This is a genomic window from Delftia sp. RIT313 (assembly GCF_000632165.1).
Lineage (GTDB): Bacteria > Pseudomonadota > Gammaproteobacteria > Burkholderiales > Burkholderiaceae_C > Comamonas > Comamonas acidovorans.
In genome coordinates, this window is sequence record NZ_JFYT01000001.1 from 288,870 (window position 1) to 305,644 (window position 16,775).

Consider the following 16,775-nt stretch of genomic DNA (forward strand, 5'->3'; position numbering starts at 1 on the left):
ACAGGCCCCGCGCCTTCAAGGGCAGTGGCCCGCAACAGGCCGCCGGGGGGCACTCCGACAGAGCGCAACAATTGTTTCACACACAAGCGCCCTGGTCTTATCAGCTCAATCCGATCTTTGCGACAGCGCCCAGGCCACGTGCTCGCGCACCAGGGCGTCCGGATGTTCGGCGCGGCTGGCCAGCGCCTGCTGCAATGCCGCGTTGCCGGTTTCACGCCAGGCATTGCCCAGCGCCACGGCCACATTGCGCAGCCAGCGCGCATGGCCTATGCGCCGGATGGGACTACCTTCGGTCAGGCGCAGAAAGGTCGGCTCGTCCCAGGCAAAGAAGTGCACCAGCTGCCCGCCGGACAGGGCCTCGCGCGCATCGAAGTCGGGCAGGCGGCTGGGCTGGGCGAACTTGTTCCAGGGACAGGCCAGCTGGCAGTCGTCGCAGCCATAGATGCGGTTGGCCATCAGCGGCCGCAGCTCCTCGGGAATGGCGCCCGCATGCTCGATGGTCAGATAGGAGATGCAGCGCCGCGCGTCCACCCGGTGCGGCGCCACGATGGCGCCCGTGGGGCAGGCCGTGATGCAGGCCGCGCAGCTGCCGCAGTGCGCGGTCACCGGCGCCGTGGGCTCCAGCGCAAGGTCCACATAGATCTCGCCCAGGAAGAACATGGAGCCCGCTTCGCGATTGAGCACCAGCGTGTGCTTGCCGCGCCAGCCCTGGCCGCTGCGCCGGGCCAGTTCGGCCTCCAGCACGGGCGCGGAATCGGTGAAGGCGCGGTGCCCGAAGGGGCCGACTTCCTGTGCAATGCGCTCGGCCAGCTTCTGCAGCCGGTTGCGCAGCACCTTGTGATAGTCGCGCCCCCGGGCATAGACGGAGACAATGCCCTCGTCGGGCCGCTGCAGCCGCGCCCACTCCACCGCTTGCCAGACGCCCGGCGCATCGGCAGGCGTGTCGCGCGGCAGGTAGTCCATGCGCGCCGTGATCACGCTGACCGTGCCCGGCACCAGCTCGGCAGGCCGGGCGCGGCGCAGGCCGTGGGCCTGCATATAGTCCATCTCGCCATGGAACCCTTGGGCCAGCCACTGCATCAAACCCGGCTCCGCAGAAGACAAATCCACGCCGGCCACGCCAATTTGGGAAAATCCCAACTCGCGGGCCCAGCCTTGCATCAAAGGAACCAATTGACTGCTGCACAACATACTCCCTCGATTGTAGAAAGCGCCCAGCCGCAGGATGCGGAAACTGCGGGCCGTCGCTGGATATGGGGCAGCGAGGAAGACACGCAGCGGTTTGCGCAGCAGCTCGCGGACCATCCCGCGCTGCGCAACGCCTACGTCACGCTGCACGGCGACCTGGGCGCAGGCAAGACCACGCTGGTGCGGCACTGGCTGCGCGCACTGGGCGTGCAGGGCCGCATCAAAAGCCCCACCTATGCCGTGGTGGAGCCGCATGAGGCGCCGGACCTGGCCATCTGGCACTTCGATTTCTACCGCTTCGATGACCCGCGCGAGTGGGAGGATGCAGGATTTCGCGATATTTTCGCCAGCCCCGGTCTCAAGCTGGCAGAATGGCCCGAAAAGGCCGCAGCGCTTACGCCTGCGGCAGATATAGCTATTCATATCGAAGCAATCGACGAGACGCAGCGCCAGGTGACCTTGCTCGCCGGCACGCCCGTCGGACGCGCCGTGATCCAAGCACTCAAGGCATGAGCGACGCCAACTCCTCCTCCTATCCGTCCGGCCTGTCGCGCCGCAATCTTTTGCAGGCGGGCTCCATCGTGCTGCTGCTGGGCCGCCAGCACATCGCGCACGGCGCCACCATCGTGGCCGTGCGTGTCTGGCCCGCGCCCGAATACACGCGCGTGACCATTGAGTCCGACCGGCCGCTGGCTGCCAAGCAGTTCTTCGTGGACCAGCCCCCGCGGCTGGCCGTGGACATCGAGGGCATCGACCTCAATCCCGCGCTGCGTGAACTGGTGGCCAAGGTCCGCTCCGACGATCCCAACATCGCCTCCATCCGCGTGGGCCAGAACTCGCCCAGCGTGGTGCGCCTGGTCATCGACCTCAAGCAGCCCGCCAAGCCCCAGGTCTTCACGCTGCAGCCCGTGGCGGCCTACAAGCACAGGCTGGTGTTCGATCTGTACCCCGCCAAGGCCGTGGACCCGCTGGAGGCGCTGATCAGCGAGCGCCTGCGCGATGCCTCCGGCGACGATACCGCTGTCGCATCGGCACCGCCGCCGCCTCCACCACCGCTGCCCCGGCCCTCAGGCTCCACGGCGCCAGCCCCCGACCCGTTGGGCGACCTGATCGCCCAGCACAGCAGCGGCTCCGGCGGCAAGACGCCTGCACCGCCCGCCGTGGTGGCACAGGCACCTTCCCCTGCGGCTCCGGCCCCGGCGCCTCGCCCTCCCGCGCCTGCGCCCGTTCCGGCCCCTGCCCCCATTGCCGCGCCCAATATCGCCACCTCGCGCCAGACCGACCGCATCATCATCGTGGCGCTGGACCCCGGCCACGGCGGCGAGGACCCCGGCGCCACCGGCCCCAGCGGCACGCGTGAAAAGGACGTGGTGCTCAAGATCGCCCACCTGCTGCGCGACCGCATCAACGACACCCGCATCGGCGGCAGCCCCATGCGCGCCTTCATGACGCGCGATGCCGACTTCTTCGTGCCCCTGGCCACGCGCGTGGAAAAGGCCCGGCGCGTGCAGGCCGACCTGTTCATCAGCATCCACGCCGACGCCTTCACCACGCCGGCCGCGCGTGGTGCCAGCGTCTTTGCGCTCAGCGACAAGGGCGCCTCCAGCACGGCCGCGCGCTGGCTGGCCAACAAGGAAAACCAGTCCGACATCGTCGGTGGCCTGAACATGGGCTCGCAGGACCAGCATGTGCAGCGCATGCTGCTGGACATGAGCACCACGGCGCAGATCAAGGACAGCCTCAAGCTCGGCGGGGCCCTGCTGGGCGAGATCGGCAACATGGCCAAGCTGCACAAGCCGCGCGTGGAGCAGGCCGGGTTTGCCGTGCTCAAGGCACCCGACATTCCCAGCGTGCTGGTGGAAACCGCCTTCATCAGCAACCCCGAGGAAGAGGCCCGGCTGCGCAGCAGCGCCTACCAGGTGCAACTGGCCGACGCGCTGATGCGCGGCATCCGCAACTACTTCGCGCACAACCCGCCGCTGGCACGCAGCCGCTCCGTCTGACAGAGCCAAAAGGCATGGGCGCAGGGCACGGGCGAAGGGCACGGGCGATGCCGCCCGCAGCCGCTGTCGGACGGCAAAGACGCGACACTTCCGAGCCGCCCGGCGGCAGCTCGGGCAGATCTCCTACCGCTGCCGCAAGCCCTGAATGAGAGCATGCAAACATGTTCCACACAGTGCTTGCGCCACACGCCACTCACGGCGACAAGGCAGGCCATCACAGGAGATGAACATGAAGACACGCCTTTATTCCATTGCCGCCGCAGCAGCCATTGCCCTGTTCTCTGCCGGCTGTTCCACCAATCCCAGCAGTGCACAGATCGGTACCGGCGTAGGCGCCGTGGCCGGTGGTGTCGTGGGGGATGCCCTGTTCGGCAGCACGCTGGGCACCGTGGGCGGTGCAGCCGCCGGTGCACTGATCGGTAACGAGGTGGGCAAGCGCAACGATCGCCGCTGATCCCCACTCCCGCTCCACGAAAAAACCCCTTGCGCCATGAAGGTGCAAGGGTTTTTTTCTATGCGCTGAAAGCTCAGGCGGCCGTCTTGGGCGCGCGCCCCGCGCGCCAGGCGCCAAAGATCGCGATCAGGCCCGGCACCAGGATCAGGCCCCAGATGATCTTCTCCAGGTTCTCGCGCACCCAGGGCAGGTTGCCGAAGAAATAGCCGGCTGCGCTGATGCCGAACACCCAGACAATCGCCCCGCCCACATTGAAGGCAGTGAACTTGCCCCGGTTCATCGCGGCCACCCCGGCCACGAAGGGCGCAAAGGTGCGGATGAACGGCATGAAGCGGGCCAGCACGATGGTGATGCCGCCATAGCGCTCGTAGAACGCGTGGGCCTGGTCGAAGGCGCGGCGGTTGAACCAGCGCGAGTCCTCCCACTGGAACACCTTGGGCCCTATGTAGCGGCCGATGGTGTAGTTGCATTGGTCGCCCAGCACGGCCGCCACCAGCAGCACGGTGCAGGCGATCGAATAGTCCATGAGGCCCACGCCGCACAGCGCGCCGACGATGAACAGCAGCGAGTCGCCAGGCAGAAAGGGCATGACCACCACGCCCGTCTCCACGAAGACGATGAGAAACAGCAGCGCATACACCCAGGGTCCATAGGCCACGACAAAGGCCTCCAGATGCTTGTCGATGTGCAGGATGAAGTCGATCAGGAACTGAATGATTTCCAAAAGAGAGTCCTCCGCGGCGGGCGCCGCACCGGCCCGTACTGTACTTCGCCGACATGCCCCCACGGCCGAGCCGGAGCCGGTCACGCCATCGCACACACCGGCGCTTGCAGGAATCTACAAATGCTTGAAATCAAGCTTGTTTTGTTACACAACTTGATAAAACTCTACGAAAAACTCATGAGTGCGTCAGCTTTTTGCAGGCAAAGTGCTTCCATGCCGTCGGCAATGCCGGCCCGGCCTCACCACCATCGCCAAGACACAAGGAAGCAAGCCATGAACAAGACCCTTCGCACTTTCGCGCACAAGTCCGAACGCCAGTCCGGCTCCACGATGGGCCGCACCCTGGCCATCGCCGCCCTGCTGACCGGCGCGCTCGCGATGGGCGGCTGCGCCCACCGTCCCAACAATGCGCAACTGGGCACGGGCGTGGGTGCCGTGGCCGGTGGCGTGCTGGGCAGCGCGCTGTTCGGCACCACGCTGGGCACCGTGGGCGGCGCCGCGGCCGGTGCGCTGGTCGGCAACCAGATGGGCAGCAACAGCGACCGCGCAGGCCGCCGCCGCTGACCCTGCAGCCCCCTCATTCAAAGAGTGCCCCCGGCTCCGGCCTTTGTTGCCGGGGACGCCTCTTGGAGCCGCTTTCGCGGCTCCTTTTTTTTTGAGGGTGCCGGCGCCGCACACCCCCATTCCCACAGCCCGCAAGCGGTGGATGCGAGCCCCTAGAATTGCCGCGTGAACGCATCCATCCCCTCCTCCGACACCCTCCCCCGCCGCCCCATCCGCGACCTGCCCGACGAGCTGATCAGCCAGATCGCGGCCGGCGAAGTCGTCGAGCGCCCTGCCTCGGTGGTGCGCGAACTCGTGGACAACGCACTGGATGCGGGCGCCCGCCAGATCAACGTGCGGCTGCTGGCCGGCGGCGTGCGGCTGATCTCGGTGGAGGACGACGGCGGCGGCATCCCGCGCGATGAGCTGCCCGTGGCATTGCGCCGCCATGCCACCAGCAAGATCACCGATCTGCACGACCTGGAGACCGTGGCCACCATGGGCTTTCGCGGCGAGGCGCTGGCGGCCATCTGCTCGGTGTCCGAGGCATCCATCCTCTCGCGCCCTGCGGGCCAGGACTCGGCCTATCTGCTCGATGCGCGCAGCGGCGAGCTGCGCCCCGCCGCCCGCAACCAGGGCACGACGGTCGAGGTCAAGGAGCTGTTCTTCTCCACGCCGGCCCGCCGCAAATTCCTCAAGAGCGATGCCACGGAACTGGCCCACTGCATCGAGTCCGTGCGCCGCCATGCGCTGGCCCGGCCCGACGTGGGCTTTGCCATCTGGCACGAAGGCAAGCTGGTCGAGCAGTGGCGTGCCGCCGGCAGCATGTCGGACGAAGCCCTTGCGCGCCGCCTGGGCGATGTGCTGGGCGACGCCTTCGTGCAGAACTCCGTGACGGTGGAGCACTGGTCGGGCGCCGTCCACGTCACGGGCCGCGCCGGTGTTCCCGATGCGGCGCGCTCCCGGCCCGACCACCAGTTCTGCTACGTCAATGGCCGCTTCGTGCGCGACAAGGTGCTGACCCACGCCTCGCGCAGCGCCTACGAGGATGTGCTGCACGGCCACAAGCAGCCCGTCTATGCGCTGTATGTGGAGATCGACCCTGCGCGCGTGGACGTGAACGTGCACCCCACCAAGATCGAGGTGCGCTTTCGCGACAGCCGCGAGGTGCACCAGGCCGTGCGCCACGCCATAGAGAACGCGCTGGCCGCCCCGCGCGCGGCCGCCGCCGCAGCCGCTGCCGCCGAGGAAGCCGCCCGCACCCCGGAGCTGGCCCCTGCCGCACCGGCCACCGCGCCCAAGGTGGCGGCTCCCGCCTGGCCCCAGGCGCGCATGAGCTTTGGCGATGAACAGGGCGGCCACAAGGTCAGCAACATGGCGGGCCTGTGGGCACCCATGCGCGAAGCCGCGCCGGCCCCCGTGGCGCTTCCCGCACAGACGGCCATGCAGACTGCCGGTGCTGCCGAAGACCCGGTGGACAGGCCCGGCGTGCAATGGCCTGCCGGCGATGTGCCCGCCAGCTATGCACCCGCTGCACAGCCCCAGCCAGTCACCGTCACCGAGCCTTCACCTGCGAACTTCACGCCCCCGGCAGCGGACACCCCTGCCGCTGCCGAGGAAACCATCTGGCCCCTGGGCCGCGCCGTCGCCCAGATCCACGGCGTCTACATCCTGGCCGAGAACGCCCAGGGCATGGTCGTGGTGGACATGCATGCGGCGCACGAGCGCATCGTCTACGAGCAGCTCAAGAATGCCGTCAACGCGGCAGAGCAGATCCCCAGCCAGCCGCTGCTGATTCCCGCCACCTTCGCCGCCACGCCCGAGGAAGTGGCCACGGCCGAGGCCCATGGCGACACGCTGCAGGCCCTGGGCATGGAGGTTTCCCCCTTCTCGCCCAAGACGCTGGCCGTGCGTGCCGTGCCCGCCACCCTGGCCCAGGGCGATGCCGTGGAGCTGGCGCGCAGCGTGCTGGCCGAGCTGGCCCAGCACGACGCCAGCACCGTGGTGCAGCGCGCGCGCAATGAGATCCTGGCCACCATGGCCTGCCACGGCGCCGTGCGCGCCAACCGCCGCCTGACGCTGGACGAGATGAACGCCCTGCTGCGCCAGATGGAAGTCACCGAGCGCTCCGACCAATGCAACCACGGCCGCCCCACCTGGCGGCAGATGAGCATGAAGGAATTGGACGCGCTGTTCCTGCGCGGTCGCTGAACCTGCGCGGCTGCCGCCAGCGCCGTCAGCACCGTCTACACCGTCAACGCCGTCAACGCCGTCAACGCCGTCAGTCGCGCATGTTCGCGAAGGCCGCGAGCTGCTCGTACTTGCGGTCTTCCTCGGCGATCAGGCGCGCCAGGTCCTCGCGGCCCGTGGCCGGCACCATGCCGGCATCTTCCAGGCGCTTGCGCACGGCGGGCTCGGCCAGCGCCTCCTGCAGGGCCGCCGTGATGCGCTGCGCGGTGGCGGCGGGCAGCCCGCGCGGCGCCATCAGCGCAAACCAGCCCACCAATTCATAACCGCGCAGCGGCGCCAGTTCGGCCATGGCTGGAACCTGGGGCAAGGCGGACAGGCGCTGCGCGCTGGTGACCGCCAGCGGCACGATGCGCCCGCTCTGCAAAAACGGTTGCGCCGCCGTGGGCGAGAGCATGGCCAGGTCCAGGCTGCCGCCCGCCAGGTCGCTGGTCAACGGCGCCACGCCGCGGTAGGGCACATGGGTGATGGAAACACCCGCGCGCTGCTTGAACAGCTCTCCCGCGAAATGCAGGGTCGACCCCACGCCCGAGCTGCCGTAGCTGAGCTTGCCGGGCTGGCGGCGCGCCAGCTCCACCAGCTCGGCCATGCTCTTCACGCCCAGGCCCGGGCGTGCGGCCAGGATCAGCGGGCCGGTGGCCACCAGGCCCAGCGGCGTGAAATCGCGGCGGCCGTCGTAGCGCTGCGCGGGGTTGACGATGCGCGTGGCCACCAGCTCGTTGCTGGCCCCCACCAGCAGCGTGTAGCCATCGGCCGGTGCCGAGGCCACGCGCTGGGCCGCAATGGCACCCGCCGCCCCGCCCACGTTGTCCACCACCACCGTGCCGCGCAGCCGCGCGGCCAGCGCATCGCCCACCACGCGGGCGACCAGGTCCACCGAACCACCGGCTGGGTATCCGACGACCAGCTTCAAGGGCTTGGCAGGAAAGCCGACCTGTGCAGCAGCCGGCAGGGCCAGCCCCAGCGCAGCGGCGCCCAGAAGGCTGCGGCGGCTCAGGACCTGGCGGGCCTCGGAGGAGAGAGGAAATGCAGTGCGCATGGTGGCAATCGCAGGTGAAGTCGTGAAAGGAATCCGGTGCGGGCGCGGCGCCTCAGGCGGCGGACAGAAAGCGCCGGGCCAGCTTCACCCAGTAGGTGGCGGCCAGCGGCAGGATGCGGTCGTTGAAGTCGTAGCCGGGGTTGTGGACCATGCAGCCGCCCGTGCCATGCGTGTCGCCCACGCCGTTGCCCACGATCAGATAGCTGCCAGGGCATTGTTCGAGCATGAAGGAGAAGTCCTCGCTGCCCGTCAGCGGCTGCAGGTCGGGGATCAGCGCCTGCTCGCCCAGCCAGTCGCGCGCCACCTCGCGGGCGAAGACCGTGCTGGCCGCGTCGTTGACCAGGGCCGGATAGCGCCAGCGGTAGTCCACCACGGCCTCGGCCCCCAGCGTGGCGGCCTGGGCATGGGCCAGCGCGGTGATGCGTTCGCGCAGCAGGGCACGCACCTCGGGCCGGTAGGCGCGCACGGACAGGCGCAGCTCCACCTCGCCGGGGATGACATTCGGTGCATCGCCGCCATGGATGGCGCCCACGCTGACCACGGCCATGTCGCGCGGATCGACATTGCGCGAGACCACGGTCTGCAGCGCCAGCACCAGGTGGGCCGCCGCCACCACCGGGTCGGCCGACAGATGGGGGGCCGAGCCATGGCCGCCCTTGCCGCGCACGGTGATGATCACCGTGTCCGACGAGGCCATGAACGAGCCCTCGCGAAAGCCGAACTGCCCCTCGGCAAAGCCCGGCATGTTGTGCAGCGCAAAGATGGCATCGCAGGGGAACAGATCGAACAGGCCGTCCTCCACCATCTTGCGCCCCCCGCCCAGGCCCTCCTCGGCCGGCTGGAAGATCAGGTGCAGCGTGCCGTCGAAGCCGCGCGCCTGGGCCAGCTCGCGCGCGGCGGCCAGCAGGATGGCGGTATGGCCGTCATGCCCGCAGGCATGCATGCGGCCCGCGTGGCGGCTGGCATAGGGCAGGCCGGTCTGCTCGTGGATGGGCAGCGCGTCCATGTCGGCACGCAGGCCCAGCCGGCGCGTGCCTGCCCCGACCCGCAGCGTGCCGACCACGCCCGTGCCTCCCAGGCCCCGGTGCACTTCGTAGCCCCAGGAGGCCAGGCGCTCGGCCACCAAGTCGCTGGTGGCGAACTCCTCGAAGGCCAACTCGGGATGGGCATGCAGGTGATGGCGCAGGGCCACCATCTCGGCCTGCGTGGCACGAATGCCGGCAAGCACCGGATCGGCGGCTTCGGCCATGGTGGAAACGGACGGGTCAATGTTCATGCCCGCAGTCTAGGAAGCGTGGGCAGCGGGTGGAAGACCGCCAGCGCCTGCCCTGCCAGGCATTGCCTGTCATCCCCTGAACACCTGCACGCGCCAATCACGGGCATGGCACACATGGCACGAAACCTGCAAGATCGGCCCATGAATTCTCAGCCCCACCCCGATGTCGGTCCCGCCATGAAGCTGCACCAGATGCGCTACCTCGTCGCCGTGGCCGGCTGTGGCAGCGTGCGCGCCGCGTCACGCGCGCTGGGCATCACGCAGTCGGCCATCACCCAGGCCCTGCGCGAGTTGGAGGAAGGCCACCGCCTTGCGCTGTTCGAGCGCCAGAGCAGCGGCATCGTCCTCACGCCGGCCGGGCGCACGCTGCTGCGCCACGCCCAGCTGATCACCGGGCAGATGGCCCAGGCCGAGGATGAAATGGCCCGCCTGCGCGACACCTGCGCCGTGGCGCGCCTGTGCGTGGGCGTGACGCCCTGGGTGGGCCAGAGCCTGCTGCCCCATGTGCTGCGCGCCTTCCGCGCCGAACTGCCCCAGGTGCGGCTGGAGCTGTTCGAGGGCCTGTCGGCCGTGGCCCATCCGCGCCTGCGCGAAGGCACGCTGGACCTGCTGATCGGCCGCGTGCCCTCGGGCCCCTCGGGCGGCGACCTGCATGGCACGCCGCTGTTCCGCTATGACGCCACCGTCGTGGCCCGCACCGGCCATCCGCTGGCAGGCGCGCGCTCGCTGGCCGAGCTGATGGACTGCGACTGGCTGCTCAACTACACCCCGCCCGAAGAGGATGACCTGGTGCGGCGCCTGTTCCTGCGCCATGGCCTGCCCGTGCCCGTGGGCCACATCCACCTGGTGCATTCGGCATCGCTGCTGCTGCACCTGATCGCGCACAGCGACATGCTCTCGTTCTGCCCCTGGCCGCTGATCGAATCGGGCGTGCCCCAGGGCACCCTGGTGCCGCTGTCCCTGCGCGAACAGTTCGAGCCCCACACGGTGGGCGTGGTCCAGCGCGGCCACGGCCCCCTGCCCTGGGTGGCCGAGCGCTTCGTGCACCACCTCATGGAGCAGGTCCACGCCTGCCGCCACAGCCCGGACCCGGTGCTGCAGCGCGTGTTCCGCTCCATTGACGTACTGGCCTGAGGGAGCCTCAGCGCAGCGCAGCCTGGGCCACCGGCACGTCAGCCGGCACATCCCAGCCCCCGCCCAGCGCGCGGATCAGGCCCACAGCTGCCTGGTACTGCGCGGACTTCACCTGCAGCGCCTGGCGGCGGTTGCGCAGTTCGCTGCGGCGCGCATCCAGCAGGTCCAGCTGGCTGACATAGCCATTGCGGTAGCGCGTGTCCGAAAGGCTGGTGGCACGCTTGGCGGCCACCACGGCCTGGCCCTGCACGGTGGACTGCTCTTGCAGGATGCGGATGGACGACAGCTGGTCCTCCACCTCCTGGAAGGCCACCAGCGCCTGCTGGCGGTAGGCGGCCAGCGCGGCATCGAGCTGCGCGCCTGCGGCCTGCACGCCGGCCTCGCGCCGGCCGCCGTCGAACAGCGGCAGCGACAGCAGGGCGCCCACGCCCCAGGAGCGCATGGACCACTTGAACAGGTCACCAACCTCGGGCGAGGCATGGCCGGCCGCGCCGGTCAGCGAGATGCTGGGGAACCATGCCGTCTTCGCCACGCCCACGCGCGACTGGGCGGCGAACACGGCGCGCTGGGCAGCCGAGATGTCGGGCCGGCGCATGAGCACCGTGGCCGGCACGCCGGCTGGGATGGAGGGCAGCGCCGTGGTCCAGGCGCCTTCGCCCAGGCCGAAGCGCGAGGCCGAGTCACCCACCAGCACGGCCAGCGCATGCTCGACCTGGGCGCGCTGACGGTCCAGCGCCAGCGCATCCGATTCGGTGGCCGACAGCTCGGCCTGGATGCGCGCCACGTCCAGCTCGGCAATGTCGCCGGCCTGCAGCCTTCGCTCCGACAGGCGCAGCGTGTCGCGGTAGGCCTCCACGGTCTCGCGCATCAGGGCGCGCTCGGCGTCCAGCGCGCGCAGCTGCAGATAGGTCTGCGCCACCTCGGCCTGCACGGCCAGCCGCGTGCTTTGCAGCAGGGCCTCGCGGCCCTCGGCGTCCAGCCGCGATGCGTCGGCCGCCTGGGAAATGCGGCCGAACAGATCGACCTCATAGGACAGGTTCAGTCCCGCATTGACCAGGGTGGCAGGCCGCGTGCCCGAGGCCTTGTCCAGCCCCGCGCCGCGCGTGGCCCCTGCGCCCAGGCCCAGTTGGGGCATGCGCTCGGCATTGGCGCTGCGCGCCAGGGCGCGGGCCTCGGCCAGGCGTGCGGCCGCGGCCTGGATGCCCTGGTTGTCCAGCGTGGCCTTGTCCACCAGCGCGTCCAGCGCCGGGTCGGCAAAGGCCAGCCACCATTGGCCGCGTGCCTGGGCTTCGGCGGGCAGGGCCTGGGTCCAGCCCGCCTGCGGCGCGGCGCCCTGCTCCTTGAAGGCAGGGGCGGCCGGCAGCTCTGGCAGGCTCTGGGACACACTGGCGCAGCCGGCCAGGGCCAGCGCCGCCACCAGGGGCAGCAGACGCCTGGACAGTTTCGAAAGCGATGGGATCTTCATGATCGGTTCCTGTTCTTGTGGTGTGGGCTCATTCATGCTCGCCACGCGCAGCAGAGGGCATGGGCAGCGCGCCGCCACCCGAGGCATGGCCGTGGGCGGGTGCATGTGCAGGGGCCTCTTCCTCCATCTCGGGCCCATGCTGCTTGAGCGGCCGGTTGCCTGCCAGGCGGCGCATCAGCACGTAGAACACGGGCGTCAGGAACAGGCCGAAGGCCGTCACCCCGATCATTCCCGAGAACACGGCCACGCCCATGGCACGGCGCATTTCCGAGCCCGCGCCCGTGGACAGCACCAGGGGCAGCACGCCCATGACGAAGGCCAGCGAGGTCATCAGGATGGGGCGCAGGCGCAGCCGGCTGGCCTCGATGGCGGCCTGTATGGGCGTGCGGCCCTCGAACTCCAGCTCCCGCGCGAACTCCACGATCAGGATGGCGTTCTTCGCACTCAGCCCCACCAGCACGATGAGCCCGATCTGCGTGAAGACATTGCTGTCCCCGCCCGACAGCCAGACGCCGGTCATGGCCGCCAGCAGGCCCATGGGAACGATCAGGATGATGGCAATCGGCAGGGTCAGGCTCTCGTACTGCGCGGCCAGCACCAGGAAGACCAGCAGCAGGGCCAGCGGGAACACGATCACCGCCGAATTGCCGGCCAGGATTTCCTGGTAGGTCAGGTCGGTCCATTCGAAATCGATGCCCTTGGGCAGGGTCTCGGCCGCGATGCGCTTGATGGCGTCCTGCGCCTGGCCCGAAGAGAAGCCCGGTGCGGCACCGCCGTTGATGTCGGCCGTGAGGTAGCCGTTGTAGCGCATGGCGCGCTCGGGGCCGAAGCTGGAGTCCACCTTCATCAGCGCCGACAGCGGAATCATCTCGCCCGAGCTGGAGCGCACCTTGAGCATGCCCACGTCCTCGGCACGCGCGCGGTAGGGCGCGTCGGCCTGCACGCGGACGCTGTAGGTGCGGCCGAACTTGTTGAAGTCGTTCGCATACAGGCTGCCCAGGTAGATCTGCATGGTGTCGAAGATGTCCGTCACCGGCACGCCGAGCTGGCGCGCCTTGGTGCGGTCGATGTCGGCATACAGCTGGGGCACGTTGACCTGCCAGCTGGTGAACATGCCGGTCAGCTCGGGCGTCTGGTAGGCCTTGGCCATGAAGGCCTTCACGGCCGCGTCCATCTGGTCATAGCCCAGGGAGGCGCGGTCTTCCAGCTGCAGCTTGAAGCCGCCCGTCGTGCCCAGGCCCGCCACGGGTGGCGGCGGGAACATGACGATGAAGGCGTCCTGGATGCCTGCGAAGGCCTGGTTGAGCTGGCCGGCCACGGCGCCGCCGCTCTGGTCGGCGCGCTTGCGCTCGTCGAAGGGCTTGAGCGTGGCGAAGACGATGCCCGAGTTGGAGCTGTTGGTGAAGCCGTTGATGGACAGGCCCGGGAAGGCGATGGTGTCCTCCACGTTGGGGTTGTCCTTCATGATCTCGCCCATGCGGCGGATCACCTCGTCCGTGCGGTCCAGCGTGGCACCGTCGGGCAACTGGGCAAAGCCGATCAGGTACTGCTTGTCCTGCGCGGGCACGAAGCCCGAAGGCACGGCCTTGAACAGGCCGAAGGTCACGGCGATCAGCGCCAGGTAGATGGCCAGCATCAGCGCCTTGCGCGAGATCACGCGGCCCACGCCGCCGCTGTAGGCCTCGGAGCCCCGGTGGAACATGCGGTTGAAGCCGCGGAACAGCCAGCCGAAGGCCCGGTCCATGCCGCGCGTCAGCGCGTCCTTGGGCGCATCGTGGCCGCGCAGCAGCAGGGCCGCCAGCGCGGGCGACAGGGTCAGCGAGTTGATGGCCGAGATCACCGTGGAGATGGCGATGGTCACCGCAAACTGCTTGTAGAACTGGCCCGTGAGGCCGCTGATGAAGGCCAGCGGCACGAACACCGCCACCAGCACCAGGGCGATGGCGATGATGGGCCCGGACACTTCGCGCATGGCACGGTAGGTGGCGTTGCGCGGCGTGAGACCCGCCTCGATGTTGCGCTCCACGTTCTCGACCACGACGATGGCGTCATCCACCACGATGCCGATGGCCAGCACCAGGCCGAACAGGCTCAGCGCGTTGATGGAAAAGCCCAGCAGATGCAGCACGGCGAAGGTGCCGATCACCGACACCGGCACGGCCAGCAGCGGGATGATGGAGGCACGCCAGGTCTGCAGGAACAGGATCACCACCAGCACCACGAGCACGATGGCCTCCAGCAGCGTATGCACCACCGATTCGATGGAGGCGCGCACGAACTGCGTGGGGTCGTAGGCGATGCGGTACTCCAGGCCCTCGGGCATGTTCTTGTTCAGGGCCTCCATGGTCTTGCGCACATTGGCCGAGATCTCCAGCGCATTGGAGCCCGGCGCCTGGAACACGCCCATGCCCACGGCCGGGTCGTTGTTCAGCAGCGAGCGCAGCGAATAGTCGGCCGCGCCCATCTCCAGGCGGCCGATGTCGCGCAGGCGGGTCACGGCGCCGTCGGAGCCGCTCTTGACGATGATGTCGCCGAAGTCCTCCTCGCTTTGCAGGCGGCCCTGGGCGTTGATGGACAGTTGCATGTCCACGCCCGGCAGCCCCGGCGATGCGCCGACCACGCCGGCCGCAGCCTGCACGTTCTGGCCGCGGATGGCGGCCACCACATCGCTGGCCGACAGGCCGCGCTGCGCCACCTTCTGCGGGTCCAGCCACACGCGCATGGCGTAGTCGCCACCGCCGAAGATCTGGATCTGGCCCACGCCCTCGATGCGCGCCAGCGGGTCCTTCACGTTCAGCACCGCGTAGTTGCGCAGGTAGTTGATGTCATAGCGCTGGTTGGGCGAAACCAGGTGCACCACCATGGTCAGGTCGGGTGCGCTCTTGACCGTGGTGATGCCCAGGCGGCGCACCTCTTCCGGCAGGCGCGGCTCGGCCTGCGAGACGCGGTTTTGCACCATCTGCTGCGCCTTGTCGGGGTCGGTGCCCAGGCGGAAGGTGACGGTCAGCGTCATCACGCCGTCGCTGGTGGCCTGGCTGCCCATGTAGAGCATGCCTTCGACGCCGTTGATCTGCTCTTCCAGCGGCGTGGCCACGGTCTCGGCGATCACCTTGGGATTGGCGCCCGGGTACTGGGCGCGCACCACCACGGACGGCGGCGCGACCTCGGGGTATTCCGAGATCGGCAGCCCGCCCATGGCGATCAGGCCGGCGATCAGCATCAGCAGCGAAAGCACGCCTGCGAAGATCGGCCGGTCAATGAAGAATTTGGATAGGTTCATGGTGTTTGGCTCCGCCACGGCAAAGCGCGGCCCATGCCGCCTGCGGTCAGGCGGCATTTCAGAGGCAGGAAAGGTGTGCGGCTAGATCAGGACTTGGTTGCGTCAGCCACTTGTTCGGCTGCCTGCCGGGTGCCCGGCTGGCGGGCATCGGCCCGCGCATCCATGGACACCTCCTTGGGCGCGACCAGGGCGCCGGGGCGGATGTGCTGCAGGCCGTTGACGACCACGCGCTCGCCGGGCTGCAGGCCCTGGGTCACGTTGCGCAGGCCGTTGACCGAGGCGCCCAGGGCCACCTCGCGGTAGACGGCCTTGTTGTCGCCGCCCACCACCATCACATACTTCTTGCTCTGGTCCGTGCCGATGGCGCGCTCGCTGACCAGCAGCATGCTGCTGTCGCGCGCCTGGCCCATGCGGATGCGGGCGAACTGGCCGGGCATGAGGGCGCCGTCCTTGTTGTCGAAGGCGGCGCGCACGCGCACCGTGCCGCTTCGGGCATCGACCTGGTTGTCGATCAGCTGCAGCCGGCCCTCGAAGGGCGTGCTGCCCGCCGTGGCCGTGCCCATCTGCACGGGAATGCTGTCGATCTTGGCGCGGTTGCCCGCGCCGCCGCCGAGCTCCTTGAGCGCGCGCGTGATGACCTGCTCATCGGCATCGAAGCTCGCATAGATGGGGCTGACCGAGACCAGCGTGGTCAGCACCGGCGCGCCCGGGCCTGCGGCCACCAGGTTGCCTACGGTGATCTCGCGCTTGCCGATGCGGCCCGACACGGGGGCGCGCACCTGGGTGTAGCCCAGGTTCAGCCGTGCCGATTGCAGGGACGCCTGGGCCGCGCGCAGATTGGCCTCGGCCTCGCTGCCTGCGTTGATGCGCTCGTCCAGCTCGCGCTGGGCAATCGCCCGCTCGTCCCACAGGCGGCGTGCGCGCTCCTGCTCGCTGCGCGCATAGGACTGGCGCGCCTGGGCCGAGGCCACCTGGGCTTCGGCACGCTCGACCTCGGCCGCATACGGTGCGGGATCGATGGTGATCAGCAGATCGCCCTGCTTGACCAGCGCGCCCTCGCGAAAGTGCACGGCCTGCACGGCGCCAGCCACGCGCGAGCGGATGTCCACGCGCTCCACGGCTTCAAGGCGGCCCGAGAACTCGTCCCAGGCGGTGACCTCGCTTTCGGCGACCGTGGCCACGGACACGGGCGTGGCGGCGGGCTGGGCGCTGGCGGGCGCGTCATCGGCCTTGGCCTCGAAGCCATGCAGGCCGAACAGGCCGGCGCTGACGGCGAGGATGGCCGCAGCGGCGGCAGGCAGCCTCCAGCCCTTGCGCTGGGCCGAGACGGAGGAAGAGGATGAGGTGGATTCGGTGGACATGGTGTTTTTTTGAGAAATTCAGGGAACACGATGCCCGCCCGGCGCCTGAACGCGCCGGGAA

Annotated in this window: 13 protein-coding genes; 6 read left to right on the forward strand and 7 right to left on the reverse strand. The window is 69.2% G+C overall.

Going from position 1 to position 16,775, the window contains the following annotated elements; all coding sequences use genetic code 11:
* Window positions 1-105 precede the first annotated feature (105 nt).
* Window positions 106-1,161, reverse strand: a complete 1,056-nt coding sequence (gene queG, locus BW39_RS01235) for a tRNA epoxyqueuosine(34) reductase QueG (RefSeq protein ID WP_043819190.1) — start codon at window positions 1,159-1,161, stop codon at window positions 106-108.
* A 12-nt stretch (window positions 1,162-1,173) separates the two neighbouring features.
* On the opposite strand from queG, the gene tsaE reads away from it, so the two are divergent.
* The 3 genes from tsaE to BW39_RS01250 all read left to right on the forward strand — a co-directional run bounded on the left by tsaE (window position 1,174) and on the right by BW39_RS01250 (window position 3,645).
* Window positions 1,174-1,701: a tRNA (adenosine(37)-N6)-threonylcarbamoyltransferase complex ATPase subunit type 1 TsaE gene (gene tsaE / locus BW39_RS01240; protein ID WP_034396474.1), complete on the forward strand. Its 528-nt coding sequence runs from the start codon at window positions 1,174-1,176 to the stop codon at window positions 1,699-1,701.
* Window positions 1,698-3,191 (forward strand): N-acetylmuramoyl-L-alanine amidase, encoded by a 1,494-nt coding sequence (locus tag BW39_RS01245; RefSeq protein ID WP_043819191.1) that lies wholly within the window; start codon window positions 1,698-1,700, stop codon window positions 3,189-3,191. The genes tsaE and BW39_RS01245 overlap by 4 nt, the downstream gene beginning before the upstream one ends.
* A gap of 229 nt (window positions 3,192-3,420) precedes the next feature.
* Complete coding sequence (locus BW39_RS01250) at window positions 3,421-3,645, forward strand: glycine zipper domain-containing protein (RefSeq protein WP_012206927.1); 225 nt, start codon at window positions 3,421-3,423, stop codon at window positions 3,643-3,645.
* 73 nt (window positions 3,646-3,718) lie between these two features.
* Here the strand turns inward: BW39_RS01250 and BW39_RS01255 are convergent, their stop codons facing one another.
* The gene (locus tag BW39_RS01255; protein WP_043782650.1) at window positions 3,719-4,369 is read right to left on the reverse strand and encodes a DedA family protein; all 651 of its coding nucleotides are present in this window, start codon (window positions 4,367-4,369) and stop codon (window positions 3,719-3,721) included.
* 273 nt (window positions 4,370-4,642) lie between these two features.
* Here BW39_RS01255 and BW39_RS01260 point away from each other — a divergent pair, with 273 nt between their 5' ends.
* Both BW39_RS01260 and mutL read left to right on the forward strand, forming a co-directional pair.
* Window positions 4,643-4,933 (forward strand): glycine zipper 2TM domain-containing protein, encoded by a 291-nt coding sequence (locus BW39_RS01260; protein ID WP_013801089.1) that lies wholly within the window; start codon window positions 4,643-4,645, stop codon window positions 4,931-4,933.
* Between the two features lie 165 nt (window positions 4,934-5,098).
* Window positions 5,099-7,123 (forward strand): DNA mismatch repair endonuclease MutL, encoded by a 2,025-nt coding sequence (gene mutL / locus BW39_RS01265; protein WP_043819193.1) that lies wholly within the window; start codon window positions 5,099-5,101, stop codon window positions 7,121-7,123.
* A gap of 70 nt (window positions 7,124-7,193) precedes the next feature.
* Here the strand turns inward: mutL and BW39_RS01270 are convergent, their stop codons facing one another.
* Together BW39_RS01270 and BW39_RS01275 are read right to left on the reverse strand one after the other, a co-directional pair.
* The gene (locus BW39_RS01270) at window positions 7,194-8,198 is read right to left on the reverse strand and encodes a Bug family tripartite tricarboxylate transporter substrate binding protein (protein WP_043819194.1); all 1,005 of its coding nucleotides are present in this window, start codon (window positions 8,196-8,198) and stop codon (window positions 7,194-7,196) included.
* A gap of 52 nt (window positions 8,199-8,250) precedes the next feature.
* Window positions 8,251-9,474, reverse strand: coding sequence for a M20 aminoacylase family protein (locus BW39_RS01275; RefSeq protein WP_043819196.1), 1,224 nt, complete (start codon window positions 9,472-9,474; stop codon window positions 8,251-8,253).
* Window positions 9,475-9,588: 114 nt separating this feature from the next.
* Between BW39_RS01275 and BW39_RS01280 the strand changes: the two genes are divergently transcribed.
* Window positions 9,589-10,608, forward strand: a complete 1,020-nt coding sequence (locus tag BW39_RS01280) for a LysR family transcriptional regulator (RefSeq protein WP_043819295.1) — start codon at window positions 9,589-9,591, stop codon at window positions 10,606-10,608.
* A 7-nt stretch (window positions 10,609-10,615) separates the two neighbouring features.
* Here the strand turns inward: BW39_RS01280 and BW39_RS01285 are convergent, their stop codons facing one another.
* The 3 genes from BW39_RS01285 to BW39_RS01295 form a co-directional block, all read right to left on the reverse strand.
* The gene (locus tag BW39_RS01285) at window positions 10,616-12,073 is read right to left on the reverse strand and encodes an efflux transporter outer membrane subunit (protein ID WP_043819197.1); all 1,458 of its coding nucleotides are present in this window, start codon (window positions 12,071-12,073) and stop codon (window positions 10,616-10,618) included.
* A 28-nt stretch (window positions 12,074-12,101) separates the two neighbouring features.
* Window positions 12,102-15,353, reverse strand: coding sequence for an efflux RND transporter permease subunit (locus BW39_RS01290; protein WP_013801083.1), 3,252 nt, complete (start codon window positions 15,351-15,353; stop codon window positions 12,102-12,104).
* Window positions 15,354-15,439: 86 nt separating this feature from the next.
* Window positions 15,440-16,714: an efflux RND transporter periplasmic adaptor subunit gene (locus BW39_RS01295; protein WP_034396497.1), complete on the reverse strand. Its 1,275-nt coding sequence runs from the start codon at window positions 16,712-16,714 to the stop codon at window positions 15,440-15,442.
* Window positions 16,715-16,775 lie beyond the last annotated feature (61 nt).

Coding starts and splice junctions, on each gene's coding strand:
- queG (WP_043819190.1), bottom strand. CDS start 1,161: ATGCAAGGCTGGGCCCGCGAGTTGGGATTTTCCCAAATTGGCGTGGCC.
- BW39_RS01245 (WP_043819191.1), top strand. CDS start 1,698: ATGAGCGACGCCAACTCCTCCTCCTATCCGTCCGGCCTGTCGCGCCGC.
- BW39_RS01250 (WP_012206927.1), top strand. CDS start 3,421: ATGAAGACACGCCTTTATTCCATTGCCGCCGCAGCAGCCATTGCCCTG.
- BW39_RS01260 (WP_013801089.1), top strand. CDS start 4,643: ATGAACAAGACCCTTCGCACTTTCGCGCACAAGTCCGAACGCCAGTCC.
- BW39_RS01270 (WP_043819194.1), bottom strand. CDS start 8,198: ATGCGCACTGCATTTCCTCTCTCCTCCGAGGCCCGCCAGGTCCTGAGC.
- BW39_RS01275 (WP_043819196.1), bottom strand. CDS start 9,474: ATGAACATTGACCCGTCCGTTTCCACCATGGCCGAAGCCGCCGATCCG.
- BW39_RS01280 (WP_043819295.1), top strand. CDS start 9,589: ATGGCACGAAACCTGCAAGATCGGCCCATGAATTCTCAGCCCCACCCC.
- BW39_RS01285 (WP_043819197.1), bottom strand. CDS start 12,073: ATGAAGATCCCATCGCTTTCGAAACTGTCCAGGCGTCTGCTGCCCCTG.
- BW39_RS01290 (WP_013801083.1), bottom strand. CDS start 15,353: ATGAACCTATCCAAATTCTTCATTGACCGGCCGATCTTCGCAGGCGTG.
- BW39_RS01295 (WP_034396497.1), bottom strand. CDS start 16,714: ATGTCCACCGAATCCACCTCATCCTCTTCCTCCGTCTCGGCCCAGCGC.